General features: G+C 69.8%; 18 protein-coding genes. 3 read left to right on the top strand and 15 right to left on the bottom strand.

The features are described from left to right. Positions 1 to 62 precede the first annotated feature (62 nt). The 3 genes from dnaJ to grpE form a co-directional block, all read right to left on the bottom strand. A complete protein-coding gene (gene dnaJ, locus BHU06_RS03670) occupies positions 63 to 1,199 on the bottom strand; it encodes a molecular chaperone DnaJ (RefSeq protein ID WP_070397804.1) in 1,137 nt (378 codons plus the stop codon). Between the two features lie 80 nt (positions 1,200 to 1,279). Beyond that, positions 1,280 to 3,217: a molecular chaperone DnaK gene (gene dnaK, locus BHU06_RS03665; protein WP_070397803.1), complete on the bottom strand. Its 1,938-nt coding sequence runs from the start codon at positions 3,215 to 3,217 to the stop codon at positions 1,280 to 1,282. Between the two features lie 98 nt (positions 3,218 to 3,315). Beyond that, positions 3,316 to 3,879 (bottom strand): nucleotide exchange factor GrpE, encoded by a 564-nt coding sequence (gene grpE, locus BHU06_RS03660; RefSeq protein WP_070397802.1) that lies wholly within the window; start codon positions 3,877 to 3,879, stop codon positions 3,316 to 3,318. Between the two features lie 162 nt (positions 3,880 to 4,041). Between grpE and BHU06_RS03655 the strand changes: the two genes are divergently transcribed. Then, positions 4,042 to 4,893 (top strand): fumarylacetoacetate hydrolase family protein, encoded by an 852-nt coding sequence (locus BHU06_RS03655; RefSeq protein ID WP_070397801.1) that lies wholly within the window; start codon positions 4,042 to 4,044, stop codon positions 4,891 to 4,893. 17 nt (positions 4,894 to 4,910) lie between these two features. On the opposite strand, the gene otnI is transcribed toward BHU06_RS03655, so the two are convergent. From otnI to BHU06_RS03600, 11 genes are all read right to left on the bottom strand, one after another. After that, on the bottom strand, positions 4,911 to 5,732 hold the full coding sequence (gene otnI / locus BHU06_RS03650) for a 2-oxo-tetronate isomerase (protein ID WP_070397800.1): 822 nt from the start codon (positions 5,730 to 5,732) through the stop codon (positions 4,911 to 4,913). Between the two features lie 16 nt (positions 5,733 to 5,748). Then, the gene (gene otnK / locus BHU06_RS03645; protein WP_070397799.1) at positions 5,749 to 7,056 is read right to left on the bottom strand and encodes a 3-oxo-tetronate kinase; all 1,308 of its coding nucleotides are present in this window, start codon (positions 7,054 to 7,056) and stop codon (positions 5,749 to 5,751) included. Further along, positions 7,053 to 7,958: an L-threonate dehydrogenase gene (gene ltnD / locus BHU06_RS03640; protein ID WP_254668110.1), complete on the bottom strand. Its 906-nt coding sequence runs from the start codon at positions 7,956 to 7,958 to the stop codon at positions 7,053 to 7,055. The genes otnK and ltnD overlap by 4 nt, the downstream gene beginning before the upstream one ends. 5 nt (positions 7,959 to 7,963) lie before the next feature. Continuing rightward, entirely contained in the window at positions 7,964 to 8,677 is a 714-nt protein-coding gene (locus BHU06_RS03635; protein WP_070397797.1) for an alpha/beta fold hydrolase, read from the bottom strand. 18 nt (positions 8,678 to 8,695) lie between these two features. Then, positions 8,696 to 9,289 carry a cupin domain-containing protein gene (locus BHU06_RS03630; RefSeq protein WP_070397796.1) on the bottom strand — a complete coding sequence of 198 codons (594 nt, stop codon included), beginning with the start codon at positions 9,287 to 9,289 and terminating at the stop codon, positions 8,696 to 8,698. 25 nt (positions 9,290 to 9,314) lie between these two features. Beyond that, positions 9,315 to 10,148 carry a carbohydrate ABC transporter permease gene (locus tag BHU06_RS03625; RefSeq protein ID WP_070397795.1) on the bottom strand — a complete coding sequence of 278 codons (834 nt, stop codon included), beginning with the start codon at positions 10,146 to 10,148 and terminating at the stop codon, positions 9,315 to 9,317. Next, complete coding sequence (locus BHU06_RS03620; protein WP_070397794.1) at positions 10,145 to 11,035, bottom strand: carbohydrate ABC transporter permease; 891 nt, start codon at positions 11,033 to 11,035, stop codon at positions 10,145 to 10,147. Before BHU06_RS03620 ends, BHU06_RS03625 begins: the two co-directional genes overlap by 4 nt. A 13-nt stretch (positions 11,036 to 11,048) precedes the next feature. Continuing rightward, the gene (locus BHU06_RS03615) at positions 11,049 to 12,383 is read right to left on the bottom strand and encodes an extracellular solute-binding protein (protein ID WP_070397793.1); all 1,335 of its coding nucleotides are present in this window, start codon (positions 12,381 to 12,383) and stop codon (positions 11,049 to 11,051) included. 34 nt (positions 12,384 to 12,417) lie between these two features. After that, a complete protein-coding gene (locus BHU06_RS03610) occupies positions 12,418 to 13,518 on the bottom strand; it encodes an ABC transporter ATP-binding protein (RefSeq protein WP_070397792.1) in 1,101 nt (366 codons plus the stop codon). Continuing rightward, positions 13,518 to 13,952, bottom strand: coding sequence for a VOC family protein (locus BHU06_RS03605; protein ID WP_070397791.1), 435 nt, complete (start codon positions 13,950 to 13,952; stop codon positions 13,518 to 13,520). Before BHU06_RS03605 ends, BHU06_RS03610 begins: the two co-directional genes overlap by 1 nt. A gap of 89 nt (positions 13,953 to 14,041) precedes the next feature. Next, the gene (locus tag BHU06_RS03600) at positions 14,042 to 14,830 is read right to left on the bottom strand and encodes a FadR/GntR family transcriptional regulator (protein ID WP_070397790.1); all 789 of its coding nucleotides are present in this window, start codon (positions 14,828 to 14,830) and stop codon (positions 14,042 to 14,044) included. A gap of 37 nt (positions 14,831 to 14,867) precedes the next feature. On the opposite strand from BHU06_RS03600, the gene BHU06_RS03595 reads away from it, so the two are divergent. After that, on the top strand, positions 14,868 to 15,824 hold the full coding sequence (locus BHU06_RS03595) for an alpha/beta hydrolase (RefSeq protein WP_070397789.1): 957 nt from the start codon (positions 14,868 to 14,870) through the stop codon (positions 15,822 to 15,824). Here BHU06_RS03595 and BHU06_RS03590 read toward each other — a convergent pair. Then, a complete protein-coding gene (locus BHU06_RS03590) occupies positions 15,814 to 16,824 on the bottom strand; it encodes a bile acid:sodium symporter family protein (RefSeq protein ID WP_070397788.1) in 1,011 nt (336 codons plus the stop codon). The two genes, BHU06_RS03595 and BHU06_RS03590, sit on opposite strands and share 11 nt — an antisense overlap. 102 nt (positions 16,825 to 16,926) lie before the next feature. On the opposite strand from BHU06_RS03590, the gene BHU06_RS03585 reads away from it, so the two are divergent. After that, positions 16,927 to 17,826 carry a LysR family transcriptional regulator gene (locus BHU06_RS03585; RefSeq protein ID WP_070397787.1) on the top strand — a complete coding sequence of 300 codons (900 nt, stop codon included), beginning with the start codon at positions 16,927 to 16,929 and terminating at the stop codon, positions 17,824 to 17,826. The last annotated feature ends 128 nt before the right edge of the window (positions 17,827 to 17,954 follow it).

The following is a 17,954-nucleotide window of genomic DNA, read 5'->3' as shown; positions in this document are numbered from 1 at the left end:
GCGAATGGCCCCAAAAAAAAGCGACGCCGTGGCGTCGCTTTTTTTTGGGGGGAGCGTCTGGCTCAGCTGAAGAAGTCCTTCGCCTTCTCGAACCAGCCCTTGTCGTTCGGGCTGTGCTTGTGGCCGCCTTTTTTGAAGGACTCGTCCAGTTCCTTGAGCAGCTTGCGCTGGTGCTCGGTGAGCTTGACCGGCGTTTCCACCGCCACGTGGCAGTACAGGTCGCCCGGGTAGCTGGAGCGCACGCCCTTGATGCCCTTGCCGCGCAGGCGGAAGGTCTTGCCGCTCTGCGTGCCCTCGGGCAGGTCGATGGTGGCCTTGCCCTGCAGCGTGGGCACGTCGATCTCGCCGCCCAGGGCGGCGGTGGTCATGCTCACCGGCACCTGGCAGTGCAGGTCGTCGCCGTCGCGCTCGAAGATGTCGTGCTTGCGCAGGCGGATCTCGATATAGAGGTCGCCCGCCGGGCCGCCGTTCTGGCCGGGCTCGCCGTTGCCGGTGGAGCGGATGCGCTGGCCGTCGTCGATGCCGGCCGGGATCTTGATCTCCAGCGTCTTCTGGCGCTTGATCTTGCCCTGGCCGTGGCAGGTGGTGCAGGGCTCGGGAATGACCTTGCCGCGGCCCTGGCAGGTGGGGCAGGTCTGCTGCACGCTGAAGAAGCCCTGGCGCATCTGCACCACGCCCTGGCCGTGGCAGGTGCCGCAGGTCTTGGCGCTGGTGCCGGGCTTGGCGCCGCTGCCGTGGCAGGTGTCGCAGTCGTCCCAGCTGGGGATGCGGATCTGCGTTTCCTTGCCGTTGGCGGCTTCCTCCAGCGTGATCTCCATGGCGTAGGACAGGTCCGCGCCGCGGTACACCTGCCGCCCGCCGCCCGCGCCGCGGCGCGCGCCGCCGAAGATGTCGCCAAAAATGTCGCCGAAGGCGTCACCGAAGCCGCCGAAGCCTTCGGCGCCGCCCGGGCCGCCGCGCATGTTCGGGTCCACGCCGGCGTGGCCGTACTGGTCGTAGGCGGCCTTCTTCTGCGCGTCGGAGAGCATCTCGTAGGCCTCCTTGGCCTCTTTGAATTTCTCTTCGGCACCCTTGGCCGCATCGCCCTGGTTGCGGTCGGGGTGGTACTTCATCGCGAGCTTGCGGTACGCCTTCTTGATCTCCTCGTCGGAGGCGTTCTTCGGCACGCCGAGCACTTCGTAAAAGTCGCGTTTGGCCATGGTTTCTCTGGCTGGTGTTTGAACACGAACGCCGCGTCAGGTTGCCCGGACGCGGCGGTGTGGCGGACGTCGCGGCGCGATCAGCCCTTCTTGACTTCCTTCACCTCGGCGTCGACGACGTCGTCGTCGGCCGCCTTGGACGCTTGCTGCGGCTGGGCGTCGGCGGCCCCCGCCTCGGCACCGGCCTGTTCGGCCTGCTGCGCGGCGTAGACCTTCTCGCCCAGCTTCTGGCTGGCGGTCATGAGCTCGGTGGTCTTGGCCTCGATCGCGTCCTTGTCCTCGCCCTTGGCGGCTTCTTCCAGGGACTTGATCGCGTCCTCGATGGCCGACTTCTCGCCCGCCTCCAGCTTGTCGCCGTGCTCGCTCAAGCTCTTCTTCACGCTGTGCACCATGGCCTCGGCCTGGTTGCGCGCCTGCACGAGCTCGACCTTTTTCTTGTCCTCGGCCGCGTTGAGTTCGGCGTCCTTCACCATCTGCTGGATCTCGGCTTCGGACAGGCCCGAGTTCGCCTTGATGGTGATCTTGTTTTCCTTGCCGGTGCCCTTGTCCTTGGCGCCCACGTGCAGGATGCCGTTGGCGTCGATGTCGAAGGTCACCTCGATCTGCGGCAGGCCGCGCGGCGCGGCGGGAATGCCTTCCAGGTTGAACTCACCCAGCAGCTTGTTGCCGGCGGCGATCTCGCGCTCGCCCTGGAACACCTTGATGGTCACGGCCGGCTGGTTGTCGTCCGCGGTGGAGAACACCTGCGAGAACTTGGTCGGGATGGTGGTGTTCTTGGCGATCATCTTGGTCATGACGCCGCCCATGGTCTCGATGCCGAGCGACAGCGGGGTCACGTCCAGCAGCAGCACGTCCTTGCGGTCACCCGAGAGCACCTGGCCCTGGATGGCGGCGCCGACGGCCACGGCCTCGTCGGGGTTGACGTCCTTGCGCGGCTCCTTGCCGAAGAACTCCTTGACCTTCTCCTGTACCTTGGGCATGCGGGTCATGCCGCCGACCAGGATCACGTCGTGGATGTCGCCCACGCTCACGCCGGCGTCCTTGATGGCGGTGCGGCAGGGCGCGATGGTGCGCTCGATCAGTTCTTCCACCAGGGCCTCGAGCTTGGCGCGCGTGAGCTTGATGTTCAGGTGCTTGGGACCCGAGGCATCGGCCGTGATGTAGGGCAGGTTGATGTCGGTGGCGGCCGAGGACGACAGCTCGATCTTGGCCTTCTCGGCCGCTTCCTTCAGGCGCTGCAGGGCCAGCACGTCCTTGCTGAGGTCGACGCCCTGGTCCTTTTTGAACTCGGAAATGATGTAGTCGATGATGCGCTGGTCGAAGTCTTCGCCGCCCAGGAAGGTGTCACCGTTGGTGGACAGCACTTCGAACTGCTTCTCGCCGTCGACGTCGGCGATCTCGATGATGGACACGTCGAAGGTGCCGCCGCCGAGGTCGTACACGGCGATCTTGCGGTCGCCCTTGTCCTGCTTGTCCAGGCCGAAGGCCAGGGCCGCGGCGGTGGGCTCGTTGATGATGCGCTTGACGTCGAGGCCGGCGATGCGCCCGGCGTCTTTGGTGGCCTGGCGCTGCGCGTCGTTGAAGTACGCGGGCACGGTGATGACGGCCTCGGTCACGGGCTCGCCCAGGTAGTCCTCGGCGGTTTTCTTCATCTTGCGCAGGATGTCGGCCGAGACCTGCTGGGCCGAGATCTTCTTGCCGCGCACCTCCACCCAGGCGTCGCCGTTGTCGGCGGCCACGATGGAGTAGGGCATGAGGTCGATGTCCTTCTGGACTTCCTTCTCACTGAACTTGCGGCCGATCAGTCGCTTGATCGCGTACAGCGTGTTCTTGGGGTTGGTGACGGCCTGGCGCTTGGCCGAGGCGCCGACCAGCACCTCGCCGTCTTCCTGGTAGGCCACGATCGACGGCGTGGTGCGCGCACCCTCGCTGTTCTCGATCACCTTGGTGTTGTTGCCTTCCATGACGGACACGCACGAGTTCGTGGTGCCGAGGTCGATGCCGATGATGCGTCCCATGTGAGTGACTCCGAGGATGTGGTTAAAGCTGTTGAAGAAGTGTGGATAAGCCGGGGGAATTCAAGGGGAGGGCGTGTGCACAAGTCCCTTGGCAGCCCTTACTTGGGGGCGGACACCGTGACCAGGGCCGGGCGCAGCACCCGCTCGGCGATGAGGTAGCCCTTCTGGAGCACGGTCACCACGGTGTTGGGTTCCTGCTCGGCCGGCACCATGCTGATGGCCTGGTGCTGGTGGGGGTCGAATTTGGTGCCGGCGGGCGGCGCGATCTGCACGACCTTGTGGCGCTCCAGCGCGCTCAGCAGCTGTTTGAGCGTGGCCTCGGTGCCCTCGCGCAGCTGTTCGCGCGTGGCCTCCTGCACGGCCAGGCCGGCCTCCAGGCTGTCGGCCACGGCCAGCAGGCTCTCGGCGAAGCTCTCCACCGCGAACTTGCGGGCCTTGGACATTTCCTCTTCGGCGCGGCGGCGGGCGTTTTCGGCCTCGGCCTTGGCGCGCAGGTACTGGTCGGCCAGGTCGGTGTTCTGGGCCTTCAGGGTGGCCAGTTCGGCCTGCTGGGCGGCCTGGGCCTCGGCCTCGCTGGCCGCCCGGGCGGCTTCGGCCTCTTCGGGGCTCAAGGGCGCGCTGTTGTCCTGGGGTGGCGGGGCGTTGGGGGGCGTCTGGCTCATCGTGGCGAGTCTGTGGATAAGGTGAAACGGGGGCGGTTGTGGTGGGCGGTTTGCCCGACAAGTCGGGCAGCTGGGGCCGCCGCGGCGGATTTCAAGGCCCGGCCGGGACCGGGTGGCCCCAGGCGGCAGAATCGGCGGTTTTCACCACCACCGAAGCCCAGCATGAAACTGATCCGCCACGGCCTGCCCGGCGCCGAACAACCCGGTCTGATCGACGCCAGCGGCACGCCGCGTGACCTCTCCGGGGTGCTGGCCGACATCGCGCCGGCCACGCTGGGCCCGGATTCTATGGCGCGCCTGGCCGCGCTCGACCCCTTGACGTTGCCGCCCGTGCCCAGCGGCACCCGCCTGGGCCCCTGCGTGGGCCAGGTCGGCAACGTCATCGGCATCGGCCTGAACTACGCCGACCACGCCGCCGAGGCCGGCCTGAAGGTGCCGGGCCAGCCCATCGTGTTCAACAAGCACGTCAGTGCCATCAACGGGCCGAACGACGAGGTCTGGCTGCCGCCGGGCTCGCGCAAGCTCGACTGGGAGGTGGAGCTGGGCGTGGTGATCGGCCAGCGCGCCTTCCACGTGGGCGAGGACCAGGCCCTGTCGCACGTGGCCGGCTATTGCCTGCTCAACGACGTGTCCGAGCGCGCCCACCAGATCGAATATGAAGGCCAGTGGGTCAAAGGCAAGAGCTACCCCACGCACTGCCCCCTGGGCCCCTGGCTGGTGACGCCCGACGAGCTGGGCGATCCACAGGACGTGGCGCTGTGGCTGGAGGTGAATGGCCAGCGCCGCCAGAACGGCAGCACGCGCACCATGGTGTTCGGCGTGGCCACGCTGGTGAGCTACCTGAGCCGCTTCATGGCCCTGCAGCCGGGCGACGTGATCGCCACCGGCACGCCGCCCGGCGTGGGCATGGGCCACCAGCCGCCGCTGTACCTGAAGGCGGGCGACGTGATGACCCTGGGCGGGCGCGGCCTGGGCGAGCAGCGCCAGGTGGTGGTGGACAGCCCGGTGGGCTGAGGCGCGGGGGAGCGGCGTCAGGCGGCTGCGGCCTGGGCGGCGCGCAGCCAGCCCAGTCCGGCCGAGGTGCCCCCGGGCACCGCGCCGCGGCTGGGGCGGTACTCGCAGCCGATCCAGCCGTCCCACTGGCCGGCGGCCATGAGCTCGTCGATCACGCCGAACAGGTAGGGGTGGTTCAGCTCGCCCAGGTCGGGCTCGTGGCGCTGCGGCACGCCGGCGATCTGCAGGTGACCGACGCGCCCCGTGGGCAGGTACTGCCGCAGCTTGGTGGCGACGTCGCCCTCGACGATCTGGCAGTGGTACAGGTCCATCTGCACCTTCAGGTTGGGCGCGCCGACCGCGTCGAGGACCTGGTGCGCGTGGTCCTGCCGGTTGAGGAAGAAGCCGGGGATGTCGCGCGGGTTGATCGGCTCGATGAGGATGTCGCGCCCGGCGCGGGCGGCCTGTTCGGCGGCCCAGCGCAGGTTGCCCAGGTAGGTGGCCTGCATGTCCTCGCGCCGCAGGCCCGGGGACACCAGGCCGGCCATGGCGTGCAGGCGGGGGCAGTCCAGGGCGTCGGCGTAGCGCAGGGCCAGTTGGACCGCCTCGCGGAACTCGGCCTCGCGGCCGGGCAGGGCGGCCAGGCCGCGCTCGCCGGCGTCCCATTGGCCGGGTGGCAGGTTGAACAGCACCTGGCGCAGGCCATTGGCCTGGAGGCGGGCGGCGAGCTCGTGCGCCGGGTAGGCGTAGGGGAAGAGGAATTCGACGGCCTCGAAGCCGTCGCGCGCGGCGGCCTCGAAACGGTCCAGGAAGTCGAGCTCGGGGTAGAGCATCGACAGGTTGGCGGCAAAACGGGGCATGGCAGGGGTCCGGTGGTCAGTGCGCGGCCGCGGGGCGGTGCGCGCCGTCGGGGGTCGGGGTGGTCAGCGAGAAGGCCCGGGTGAAGAAGTCCTCGCCGCCGAAATTGCCCGATTTGAGCGCCAGCCAGAGCGGCGCGCCAGCCGCGGCGGCGGCCGTGGCGTGGCACCAGGGCACGCCGGGGTCGATCTGCGGGCCGATCTGCAGCCGGGCGATGCCCAGCGCCTGCACGCAGGCGCCCGAGGTCTCGCCACCGGCCACGATGAGCCGGCGCACGCCGGCCCGCACCAGGCCGCTGGCGATGGCGGCGATGCAGCGCTCGACCAGTTCGCCCGCCTGCGCGCCGCCCAGTTGGGTCTGCGCGGCGCTGACCGCCTGCGGCGGCGCGGTGGAGTACAGCAGCACGGGCCCGCCGGCCAGGTGCGGCGCCGCCCAGGCCAGGGCCTCGGCGACCACGTCCTCGCCGGCGGCGATGCGCAGCGGGTCGAGCTGGAACGCCGGCCGGCCGCTGGCGATGAAGTGCGCCACCTGCTGGTTGGTGGCCAGCGAGCAGCTGCCCGAGACAATGGCCTGCGCGCCCGCCACCGGTGGCAGCGCGCTGGCCCGTGCCGAGGGCGCCAGGCCGGCGTTGGCCGGCAGCGCGATGGCCACGCCGGAGCCGGCCGTGAGCAGGGGCAGGTCGGCCAGGGCCGGGCCCAGGCGCAGCAGGTCGTCGTTGGACAGGGCGTCGACCACGGCGATGCCCACGCCCTGCTGCCGCAGCGCCTGGATGCGTTCGCGCACCGCCGCGGCGCCCGCGGCCACCACGCGGTAGTCGATCAGCCCCACGCGGCGGCGGCACTGGGCCTGCAGCACGCGCACCAGGTTGGCGTCGGTCATGGGCGTGAGCGGGTGGTCCTTCATGCCGCTTTCGTTGAGCGGCACGTCGCCCACGAACAGGTGGCCCTTGAAGACGGTGCGGCCGTTGTCCGGGAAGGCCGGCGTGGCGATGGTGAAGTCGATGCCCATGGCGTCCATGAGCGCCTCGGTCACCGGGCCGATGTTGCCGGCGGGTGTGCTGTCGAAGGTCGAGCAGTACTTGAAGTAGATCTGGCGCGCGCCCTGCCCGCGCAGCCAGTGCCAGGCGGCCAGCGATTGCTCGACGGCCTCGGCCGCCGGGACGGTGCGCGACTTGAGCGCGACCACCACCGCGTCGATGCCCGCCTCGATGGGCTCGCGCGGCACGCCGATGGTCTGCACCACCCGCATGCCGGCGCGCACCAGGTTGTTCGCCAGGTCGGTGGCGCCCGTGAAGTCGTCGGCGATGGCGCCCAGCAAAAGGCTCATGCCAGGGGCCTCGGCAGTTCGATGCCGGGGAAGATCTTGATCACGGCGCTGTCGTCTTCCTTGGCGAAGCCGGCGGTGGAGGCCTGCATGAACATCTGGTGCGCGGTGGACGACAGCGGCAGCGGAAACTTGCTGGCGCGGGCCATGTCCAGCACCAGGCCCAGGTCCTTGACGAAGATGTCGACCGCCGACAGCGGGGTGTAGTCGCCCGCGAGCACGTGGGCCATGCGGTTCTCGAACATCCAGCTGTTGCCCGCGCTGTGGGTGATGACCTCGTACAGCGCGGCCGGGTCCACGCCTTCGCGCAGGCCCAGGGCCATGGCCTCGGCCGCCGCGGCGATGTGCACCCCGGCCAGCAGCTGGTTGATGACCTTGACCTTGCTGCCCGCGCCGGCGCGATCGCCCAGGCGGTAGACCTTGCCGGCCATGGCCTCGAGCACGGCCTCGGCCTTGGCGTAGGCCTCGGGCCGGGCGGCGGTCATCATGGTCATTTCGCCGCTGGCGGCCTTGGCCGCGCCGCCGGAGATCGGCGCGTCGATGTAGAGGATGCCCAGGCGCGCCAGCCGCTCCTCGAAGCCGACGGACACGCCCGGGTCCACCGTGGAGCACATGACGAAGACGCTGCCGGGCGCCATGGCCGCGGCCAGGCCGTCGTCGCCGAACAGCACGCTCTCGGTCTGCGCGGCGTTGACCACCACGCTGACCACCACCTCGCTGCCCGCGCCCAGCTCGGCCAGGCTGGCGCAGGCCTGGCCGCCGTCGCGGGCGAAGGCCTGCGCCACGTCCGTGCGCAGGTCGAACACCCGGGGCGCGAAGCCCGCCCGGCGCAGCGATTTCGCCATGCCCAGGCCCATGGCGCCCAGGCCCACCACTCCCACTCGGCTCATATCGGTTTCTTCCACAACACTCAACTCAGGAAATCGACGACGGCGTCGCTGTTCGTCAGCATCATCAGGTGGCCGCCGGGCGCCTCGGCGACCGGCCAGCCGGCCTCGCGCGCGATGGCGGCATAGCGCAGGTAGGGCTGCGGCGAGCGGTCGCTGGCCAGCAGGTAGCGGCCCGGGAAGCCGCGCACCTCCGCCTGGGGCGCGGTGACGGGTTCGGCGAAGCTGCGCAGCGGCTGCGGCGTGAGCTGGCGGGCCACGGCCTGCGCCATCTCGTCCGAGGGCAGCTGGAACTGCGCCACGTCGGGCGGGGGCATCCACCAGCCTTCGCCGCGCGAGGCGGCCTGCGCCACGTAGCGCGCGGCGGCCTCGGGCGTGGTGAGCTCCAGCATGGGCTGGCCGGGCGAGGGGATCACCGCTTCCAGCCAGGCGATCTCCACCAGGCGCTCGCGCAGGCGGTGCAGCAGGGCCGGGCCCAGCAGGCCGGCGTAGGAGTGCAGCACCAGGGTCACGCCGCGCAGGTCGAGCGCTTCGATCAGCGAGGCGACGTCGTCCACGTGGGTGTCGGCGCTGGTCTCCCGGCTCAGCCCGGCGCGGCGGTGCGCCAGGCCGCTCAGCGTGGGCGCGTAGCAGCGGCGGCCCTGGCGTTCGAGCTTGTCGGCCACCTCGCGCCAGCACCAGCCGCCATGCCAGGCGCCGTGCACCAGCACCAGCGGTCCGTGGTTCTTCGGTTCCATGGACAGGGCGACCCGCGTTCAGCCGTGGCTGGCCTGGGCGGCCATGCCGTTGGTGTCGAAGCCGGCGCCAACGGCCTTGGCTTTTTCGGCCAGCGTGGCGTCCCATTTCACGCGGCCCGGCGTCTTGCCGCCCAGGATGGACACCAGCATGCCGCCGCTGGCCGGGTCCTCGCCGTCCAGGCTGCGAAAGGCGCGGTGCACGAAGGGCGGCACGCTGATGGTGTCGCGCGGCCCCAGGGTGACGGTGTGGGTCTGGCCGGTGGCGCCATCGACCCAGTCGAACTCCCAGCGCCCGGCCTGCACCACGAAGACCTCTTCGCTGTCGTGCCAGTGCAGGGCCGCGCCGCAGCCCTTGGGCGCGACGATGTAGTCGACGTGGAAGTTCTCGGCCGCGGCGATGCTGGGCTTGAAGTTGGGGTCGTCGGTGACGCCGGAGCCGATCACGCTGTAGAGCGTGCGCTCATGGCCCTTGACGTAGGTGTCGACGAAGGCGCGCGGGCTGGCGGGGATGGCGCCCCAGCGCGCCACGCGCCGGGCCATGTCGTCGGGCGAGCAGGGCTGAGAAGGTGCGACGTAGTCGTTCCAGGAGTCGATCAGTGCTTGTTTGTCCATGGTGGGTCCTCGAAGGTGGCGGGGCTCAGCCCTTGACCGCGCCTGCGGTCAGGCCGGTGATGATCTGTTTGGCGGCGACGAAGGTGAAGATCAGCGGCGGCAGCGCGATCAGCACGCCGGCGGCCATGATCTTTCCCCACTCCACGCCGGTGTCGGTGATGTAGTTGGAGATGGAGGCGGGCAGGGTGCGCGTGATGCGGTTCGTCAGGATGAAGCCCAGGATGAATTCGTTCCAGGCCAGGCGGAAGGTGAAGATGGCGGCCGCGGCCAGGCCGGGCTTGAGCAGCGGCAGCACGATCTTGTAGAACACCCGGAAGGGGCCGCAGCCGTCGATGGCAGCGGCTTCCTCCAGCTCGATCGGCAACTGGTCGATGAAGCCGTAGAGCAGCCAGATGGTGAAGGGCAGGTTCAGCGCCACGTACACCAGAACCACGCCCGACAGCGTGTCACCGATGCCCCAGGCCGACCAGATGACGAACACCGGCACGGCCAGCACCGCGGGTGGCAGCGTGCGCAGGATCAGGGTCGAGTAGCTCAGCGGCTCGCGGCCGAGGAAGCGAAAGCGCGCCATGGCGTAGGCGCACATGGTGCCCAGCATCAGTGTGATGAGCGTGGCCGCCAGCGAGACCTTCAGGCTGTTGAGCATGTAGCGCTCGATGTGGTTTTCCTCCACCACCGCGCGGTAGTTGTCCAGTGTGGGCGCGAACAGCCAGGACCACTGGGTGTCGAAGATCTGCGCCTCGGTCTTGAGCGAGGTCATGGTCATGATGACCAGCGGCAGCAGGCAGGCCGTGGCCAGCAGCGCCAGCATCAGGTAGTGCAGCGGCGAGCCGCGCGGCACCGAGGTGGGATGGCTCATCGGCGGGCCTTGGCTTTGAGGGGGTTGGAGATCAACAGGATCGCGAGCGACAGCGCCGAGACAATGACCAGCAGCAGGATGGACAGGGCCGAGGAGTAGCCCAGCTTCTGGCTGATGAAGGCCGCCTTGAAGATGTGCAGCGAGAACAGTTCGGTGCTCAGGCCCGGGCCACCGAAGGTCATGACGTAGATCACCTCCAGGCCGCGGAAGCCGTCGATCATGCGCGCCAGCAGCGTCACGATCAGGATGGGCTTGAGGATGGGCAGCTTGACCCGAACGATCTGCTGCCAGGCGTTGGCGCCGTCGATGCGGGCGGCCTCGATGACGCTTTCGTCCAGGCCTTGCAGGCCGGCCAGCACCATGATGAGCACGAAGGGCGTCCACTGCCAGATGTCGGTAATCACCATGGCGCTGAAGGCCAGCACCGGGTCGGCCAGCCAGGCCTGGGGCGACAGCCCCAGCCAGGCGCTCAGGTGGTTGATCGGGCCGAAGTTGGCGTCGAACAGGTAGCGCCAGATCAGGCCCACGCAGATCGGCGCGACCATCATGGGCAGCACGAAGACCGTGCGGAAGAAGCGCATGCCGCGCACGGGCTTTTCCAGGAACAGCGCGAGCGCGATCCCCAGCACCAGCTCGGCCGACACCGCGATCAGCACGAAGGCGACCGTGATGCCCATGGAGGTCCACACCTGCGTGGACGCCAGCATCTCGGCGAAGGCCTGGAAACCGACGAAGCGTGCGCTGTCGAAGTCGGTGCCCAGGGGCCAGTCGTAGAAGCCGAGCCGCACGGCGCTCAGGATGGGGTACACCAGCCCGGCCAGCATGACCAGCACGGCCGGCAGGATATAGACGTACGGCGTCAGGCGCGCCAGGCGGGCGGAAGGCATCGGGGCGCGGTCCTCAGGCCTTGAGCCAGCCGCCCTGGCGGACGACGTCCTCGGCGGCCTTCACCACCGCGTCCAGCGCCTGCTTGGCCGGCTTGCCGCCGGTGATCACGTCGGGCAGCGCCTGGCCGAGGATCTGCTGGCTGATGTGGTCCCACTCGGGGATCAGCGGGCGCCAGTCGGGGTTGGCGATCTTGAGCGACTCGCGCAGGGCCGGCAGCTCGATGGGGTACTTTTTGGCGACGTCGGCGTTGTCCAGCGTGCTCCAGCGGTTGATGTTGCCGCCCGCCAGCGCGATCTTCAGGTCGGCCTGCTTGCTGGTCATCCACTGCATGAAGAGGAAGGCGGCGTCCTTGTTGCGCGCGTTCTTCGGGATGGCCATGGCGAAGCCGCCGCTCTGCGCCGAATGCTTGCTGCCCTTGGGGTGCACCGCGTAGGCGATCTTGCCGGCGACGCGGCTCTTGGCCGGGTCCTGCGCCGGGCCGAAGATGGACACGGAGTCGAGGTACATCGCGGCCTGGCCCTGCAGGAAGGCGTTCTGCATTTCGCCAAAGCCGTAGCTGGGAATGCCGGCGGGGCCGGTGTCCACGATTTCCTTCAGGATCTCGGCGGCGCGCACGCCCTGGGCGTTGTTGAAGGCCGCGCGCCACTGGCTGTCGAACACCTCGCCGCCATTGGGCGTGAGGTGCAGCAGCCAGGCGGCCGTGACCTGGTGGCCGGTCTGCCCGCGCGAGGTCAGGCCGCCGATGCCTTCCTTGTCCTTCATCAGTCGGCAGGCGGCCAGCAGCTCGTCGTAGGTCTTGGGCGCGGCGAGCTTGTGCTTGGCGAACAGGTCGGTGCGGTAGGCCAGCACGCCGGTCTCGGCGCCGAAGGGAATGCCGTAGGGCCGCGCGCCGGGGCCGGGCAGGTACATCTTGGGGCCACCCACCAGGGCGTTCGTCTCCCAGTAGCGGTCGATGATGTCCTTCTGGTCCCAGGCGGGATCGGCCAGGGCGCTGTTGGCGAAGTAGCCGTCCAGGGGCTGCAGCAGGTCCTTCTTGACGTACTCGGTCTTCCACATCACCACGTAGACCACCACGTCGTAGTCGCCGTTGCCGCGCTTGCCCATCTCCAGCACCTGCTTGTCCTTCATGCGCAGGTACTGCATCTTGTCGCGCTCGACCTTGATGCCGGTCTCGGCCGTGAACTCGGCGAACAGCTTCTCGGCCTGGTCGTAGTGCGGGTGGGCCGGGTAGTTGACGACGATGGTCTGGCCCTTGTACTTGGCGTAGCGGTCCTGGGCCAGGGTGTGCACCCAGGGGCCCAGGGCGGCGCCCGCGGCGGCGCCTTGAAGCAGTTGGCGGCGTTTCATGCTGTGTCTCCTGTTGTGGGTGGGGCGGATCGGATCAGAGGCCGAGCGAGCGGCCGTGCTCGCCCGGTTCGAAGGCATGGAGGCTGTCGAGCGGCGCGTGCACCGCGACGGTCTGGTTGATCAGGCCCGTGTGGTTGCCCGGCGCGCTGAGGGTGAGTTCGCCGGCCTCGCCCGGCAGCGAGCCGCTGAGCACGCTTTCCGTGCCCAGGTACTCGCAGACCTTGACCTGCAGCCGCAGGCCCAGGCCGTGTTCGCTGGCGCCCAGGCGCAGGGCCTGCGGGCGAACGCCCAGCACCACGGGGCGGCCGGTGAAGCGCCGCGCGTGTGGCGCCATGGCGGCGGGCACCTCGCAGGCGAAGTCGCGGCCCACGAATCGCAGGGGCCCGCCGCCGTCCTGGACCTCGGCGTCCAGGAAGTTCATGGTCGGGCTGCCGATGAAGCCGGCGACGAAGCGGTTGAGCGGGCGGTTGAAGACCTCGTCCGGGCTGCCCATCTGCTGGATGCGGCCCTGGTCCATCACCACGATGCGGTCGGCCAGCGTCATCGCCTCGACCTGGTCGTGCGTGACGTACACCGTGGTCTTGCCGAGCCGGCGGTGCAGTAGCGCGATCTCGATGCGCATGTGGCCGCGCAGCTTGGCGTCCAGGTTGGACAGCGGCTCGTCGAACAGGAAGACCTTGGGTTCGCGCACGATGGCGCGGCCCATGGCCACGCGCTGTCGCTGCCCGCCCGAGAGCTCGCGCGGCTTGCGCTCCAGCAGGTGCTGGATGTTGAGCACCTGGGCCGCGGCCTGCACGCGCTCGGTGATCACCGCCTTGGGCGTGCGCGCCAGCTCGAGCGCGAAGCTCATGTTCTGCGCCACGTTCATGTGCGGGTACAGGGCGTAGTTCTGGAACACCATGGCGATGTCGCGGTCGGCGGGCGTGGCCGCCGTCACGTCGCGGCCGTCGATCACGATGTGGCCCGAACTGGGCGATTCCAGGCCGGCGATCATGCGCAGGGTGGTCGACTTGCCGCAGCCCGAGGCGCCCACCAGCACGATGAACTCGCCGGCCTCGGCGCTCAGGTCCATCGCCTGGACCACCTGGACATCGCCGAAGCGCTTGGCGACTTTCTGGAGTTGCAAATAGGACATCAGTACGCCAGGGCTTTGGTGGAAGGGCCGGCCTCATGCAGCTCGGCGGCATCGAAGGTCAGTTCGATCTTCAGACCGACGGGGTCGAGCAGGAAGATCTGGTGCAAAGGGACACCGGGCACGGGCGCCTCGCGCCAGTCCATGCCCTGCGCCTGCAGGTGCTCGCGCGTGGCCTTCAGGCCGGTGGCGCGCAACGAGACGTGGTTGAACTTGCCCGTGGGCAGGGCATCGGACGCGGCGGGCTCGCCGGCCGGCTCGTTGCCCGCCAGGTGCACCAGGGCCTGGCCCTTCGCGTACAGCCAGTGGCCGGGGAAGTCGAAGGCCGGGCGATCGCCCTCGCGCAGGCCCAGCACGCGCGTGTAGAAGTCCAGCAGCTCGGGCAGGCGGGCCGCGGCCACGCGCAGGGTGAAGTGGTCTATGTGTTCGAGCCGCATGTCACTTGATTGATCCGGTGATATGGTCATCATATGACTTGGTCGTGGCCATCGGCATCGGGAAATCCCTATGTGGGGGGCGGCCGGACTCAGCGCGGCGCGCTGGGCGCCTGGTCCACCATGAGGGCGCGCGCCAGCACCGCGCCTTCCTGCCGCCAGAAGGCCGGGTCGGCCTCTTCGATGCGGCGGATGGCGTTGTTCATGTGGTTGAAGGCGGCGGCGCGGGCGGCGGCCGAGTCCTGGTCCTCGATGGCGGCGAGGATGGCCTCGTGCTCGTCGCGCACCTGGCGCGCGAAGTCGCCGCGCCGCGCCTCGTTGGCCCGGGTCACGCGCGTGGCGCCGTGCAGGAAGCGGCTGAGGTACTGCAGGGTGCTCAGCAGGAAGGGGTTCTTGGCCGCTTCGGCGATGGCCCGGTGGAAGGCCACGTCCTCGCGCACGCCGTCGCCGCCGGCCTGCACGGCCTGGTCGAGCGTGGTGATGGCGTCGCGGATGGCCTGCACGTCGGCCTCGGTGCGGCGCTGAGCGGCCAGGCCGGCGACCTCGGCCTCCAGGGCGCGTCGCACCTCCACCATCTGGATCACCGCCTCCTTGGACACCGCGTAGCTGGCGTCGAAGCTCAGGGGCGGGATGCTGGCCTCCAGCACGTAGACCCCGCTGCCCTGGCGCGACTCGACCAGCCCGATGGATTTCAGGCGCGAGACCGCCTCTCGGACCACGGTGCGGCTGACCGAGAACTGCTCGGCCAGCTCGGGCTCGGTCGGCAGCTTGTCGCCGGGGCGCAGGCGGCCCGAACGGATTTCCGCGCTCAGGGTGTCCGCGACCCGCTCCGACAGCCGCGCGCCCGGGGCGATGGCGGGAAAGGGCGATGAACCCGACATAATGGCCTCTCCTGAATTCATCCTACGACTTTATCGCATGAGCCCCGCCTTGCCCACGTTCCTCGTCGACGCCCTGGCGCACTGGGGCCCGCGCTGGCACCAGGACATCACGGCCGGCCGCGACGCCATGTTCGAGGCCTGGGCGCCGCTGCTGGAGGCCTCGGCGCTGGCCCCGACGGCGCGGGATTTGCCGTATGGCGAAGACCCGCGGCAGGTGCTCGACGTCTATGCCCCCCAGGTCGAGCGACCAGGCGGCGGGCCGGGCGTGCCCATCCTGGTGTTCGTGCACGGCGGCGCCTTCGTGCGCGGCGACAAGGAGCAGACGCCCTGGATCTACGCCAACGTGCCGGCGGAATTCTCCCGCCATGGCTACCTGGCGTTCAACGTGGAGTACCGGCTGGCGCCCCAGTCGCCCTGGCCGGGCGGCGCCGAGGACGTGCGCGAGGCCCTGCGCTGGGTGGTCCGGCATGCCGCGCGCTGGGGCGGCGACCCCTCGCGCTTGTTCCTGATGGGGCATTCCGCGGCCTGCGCCCATTGCGCCAGCGCGCTCTGGGACGCGCGGGTGCGCCCCGACGGCGGCCTGCCCGTGGCCGGCTTGGTGCTGGTGAGCCCGCGCGTGGTGGCCGACACCCGCGCCGACAACCCCAACGCGCACGGCGTGCGCGCCTACTACGGCGAGGATGAGGCCCTGTACGCCGGGCGCGAACCCCTGGGCCAAGTGCGGGCCGACGCACCGCCCACCTTCATCGCCCTGGCTCAGTACGAAAACCCCTTGCTGGATTTCTATGCGCTCGCGCTGGCGCAGCGCCTGGCGGTGGTGGCGGACCGGGACAAGGGGCCCATGCCGCGGGTCGTGCAATTGATGGACCACAACCACGTGAGCATCGTGGCGCAGTTCAACACCCCCTTCAACGCACTGGGCGGGCCGATCCGCGACTGGTCCGCGCGCGTGCTGGCCGGCCAGTACGCCGGCGCGCCGGCCCTCAGCGCCTGAGCGCGGGCGCGGCGCCCGCCACCTCGGCCGCCGGCGCATCGGCCCGGCGTGCGTAGCGCTGTGCCAGCACGGCGCAGACCATGAGTTGCATCTGGTGGAACACCATCAGCGGCAGCACGATCGCGCCGGCCACGCTGGCGGAGAACAGCACGTTGGCCATGGGTACGCCGGTGATCAGGCTCTTGGTCGAACCGCAGAAGACGATGGCGATTTCGTCCTCCTTGGAAAAACCCAGGCGGCGGCTGCCCCAGGCGGTGAGCACGAGCACCACGGCCAGCAGCAGCGCGCACACCGCCAGCAGGCCGGCCATCGCCGACAGCGGCAGCTGCGACCACAGGCCGTTGATGACGGCGTGGCTGAAGGCGGCGTAGACCACCAGCAGGATGGAACCCTGGTCCACCACCTTCATGACCACGGCGCGGCGCTGCAGGAAGCCGGCGATCCACGGGCGCATCAGGTGGCCGACGACGAAGGGCAGCAGCAGCTGCAGGCTGATGCGGCCCACGGCCTCCAGCGGATCGCCCATGGCGGCATCTTGCGTGAGCATCAGGCTCAGGGCCACGGGCGTCAGGAACACGCCCAGCAGCGTCGAGGCCGAGGCGGCGCAGACCGCCGCCGGCACGTTGCCGCGCGCCATGGAGACGAAAGCGATGGCCGATTGCACGGTGGCGGGCAGGGCGCAGAGGTAAAGAACCCCGGTGTAGAGGTCCGGCGTCACCAAGGGGCGCAGCACGGGCGCCAGCGCCCAGCCGAAGAGGGGGAACAGGGCGAAGGTGGTGGCCACCACCATCAGCTGCAGCCGCCAGTGCCCGATGCCGGCCCAGATGGCCGGGCGCGAGAGCTTGGCCCCGTGCAGGAAGAACAGCAGGCTCACGGCCGCCTTGGTGGCCCAGGCCAGCGCGTCGGCGAACACCCCCTGGGCCGGGAACAGGCTGGCCAGGATGACGGTGGCGATCAGGTAGAGCGTGAAGTTGTCGGGCAGCAGGCGGGAGCGGGCCATGGGAGAGCGCGGGCAGCGTGGTGGGCGGTGAAGCGCGTGATTGGACCCGAGCGGTCATCCAAAGAGAAATGAATTTGTGTGATCCATATATGATTCGGAATCATGAATGTGAGCTTGCGCCAATTGCGGGTGTTCCAGGCCGTGGCCGCGCATGGCAACTTCACCAAGGCCGGCGAGCACCTGGGGCTGACGCAGCCGGCCGTGAGCCGCTGCGTCACCGAGCTGGAGCACCAGCTGGGGCTCAAGCTGCTGGACCGCACCACGCGCGAGGTGGCGCTCACCGCCGCTGGCCGCAGCCTGGCGGCCCGCCTGGAGCGGGCGCTGGACGAGCTGGACGCCGTGCTGCTGGACGTGCGCGGCCTGGCCACGCAGCGCCAGGGCCGCGTGCGCGTGGCCAGCAGCCCCACACTGTCGGCCCACCTGCTGCCCGAGTGCATCGCGCGCTGCCAGCGCGAACACCCCGGCCTGGACCTGGTGCTGCTGGACCGCATGCAGAACGATGCGCTGGCCAGCGTGCTGTCGGGCGAGGTGGACTTCGGCGTCGTGATCGACCCCGGAACGCACGAGGACCTGCACGCCGAGGCCATCCTGTCGGAGCCCTTCTGCTTCGTCGGTCCGTCCGGGCACCGGCTGGTCCGCCGGCGCGTGGTGCGCTGGGCCGACCTGGCCGGTGAGCCGCTGGTGCTGCTGGACCACGCCTCGGGCAGCCGGCGGCTCATCGACGAGGCCTTGCGCGCGCACGGCGTGCAGGCGCAGGTGGCGCAGGAGGTGGGCCACGTCACCACCATCTACCGCATGCTGGACGCCGGTCTGGGCGTGTCGGTGGTGCCCACGCTGGCCCTGCCGCCCAGCGGCCTGCCGGGGCTGCAGGCCCGGCCCCTGTCGCCGCGTGTGGAGCGGCGCATCCTGCTGGTGCGCCGGGCGCGGCGCGTGCTGGCCCCGGTGGCCGAGCTGGCCTGGCAACTGGTGGCGCGCGTCGCGGCCGAGCGCGCCGCGGCCTAGGTGTGAAGTCTCAATAGGTTGTTCATCCGTCCCGGAACTGGGAAGCTGTGGTTACCAGGCCGCAACAACTCAGGACAGGAGAACGGATGAACAGCCATAAGCATGCGCGATTGACCGCGCGAGGTCGA

The sequence above is a fragment of the Hydrogenophaga sp. PML113 genome, from assembly GCF_001777155.1.
GTDB lineage: Bacteria > Pseudomonadota > Gammaproteobacteria > Burkholderiales > Burkholderiaceae_C > Hydrogenophaga > Hydrogenophaga borbori.
Note: the sequence above shows the minus strand (reverse complement) of the source record. Positions and strands in the feature narration are given on the sequence as shown.

Bases quoted from the DNA above. Each gene is read 5' to 3' on its own strand.
- dnaK (WP_070397803.1), bottom strand. From the start codon at position 3,217: ATGGGACGCATCATCGGCATCGACCTCGGCACCACGAACTCGTGCGTG.
- BHU06_RS03590 (WP_070397788.1), bottom strand. From the start codon at position 16,824: ATGGCCCGCTCCCGCCTGCTGCCCGACAACTTCACGCTCTACCTGATC.
- BHU06_RS03630 (WP_070397796.1), bottom strand. From the start codon at position 9,289: ATGGACAAACAAGCACTGATCGACTCCTGGAACGACTACGTCGCACCT.
- BHU06_RS03615 (WP_070397793.1), bottom strand. From the start codon at position 12,383: ATGAAACGCCGCCAACTGCTTCAAGGCGCCGCCGCGGGCGCCGCCCTG.
- BHU06_RS03595 (WP_070397789.1), top strand. From the start codon at position 14,868: ATGAGCCCCGCCTTGCCCACGTTCCTCGTCGACGCCCTGGCGCACTGG.
- BHU06_RS03635 (WP_070397797.1), bottom strand. From the start codon at position 8,677: ATGGAACCGAAGAACCACGGACCGCTGGTGCTGGTGCACGGCGCCTGG.
- BHU06_RS03585 (WP_070397787.1), top strand. From the start codon at position 16,927: ATGAATGTGAGCTTGCGCCAATTGCGGGTGTTCCAGGCCGTGGCCGCG.
- otnK (WP_070397799.1), bottom strand. From the start codon at position 7,056: ATGAGCCTTTTGCTGGGCGCCATCGCCGACGACTTCACGGGCGCCACC.
- BHU06_RS03600 (WP_070397790.1), bottom strand. From the start codon at position 14,830: ATGTCGGGTTCATCGCCCTTTCCCGCCATCGCCCCGGGCGCGCGGCTG.
- BHU06_RS03625 (WP_070397795.1), bottom strand. From the start codon at position 10,148: ATGAGCCATCCCACCTCGGTGCCGCGCGGCTCGCCGCTGCACTACCTG.
- BHU06_RS03610 (WP_070397792.1), bottom strand. From the start codon at position 13,518: ATGTCCTATTTGCAACTCCAGAAAGTCGCCAAGCGCTTCGGCGATGTC.
- BHU06_RS03605 (WP_070397791.1), bottom strand. From the start codon at position 13,952: ATGCGGCTCGAACACATAGACCACTTCACCCTGCGCGTGGCCGCGGCC.
- BHU06_RS03620 (WP_070397794.1), bottom strand. From the start codon at position 11,035: ATGCCTTCCGCCCGCCTGGCGCGCCTGACGCCGTACGTCTATATCCTG.
- otnI (WP_070397800.1), bottom strand. From the start codon at position 5,732: ATGCCCCGTTTTGCCGCCAACCTGTCGATGCTCTACCCCGAGCTCGAC.
- dnaJ (WP_070397804.1), bottom strand. From the start codon at position 1,199: ATGGCCAAACGCGACTTTTACGAAGTGCTCGGCGTGCCGAAGAACGCC.
- grpE (WP_070397802.1), bottom strand. From the start codon at position 3,879: ATGAGCCAGACGCCCCCCAACGCCCCGCCACCCCAGGACAACAGCGCG.
- BHU06_RS03655 (WP_070397801.1), top strand. From the start codon at position 4,042: ATGAAACTGATCCGCCACGGCCTGCCCGGCGCCGAACAACCCGGTCTG.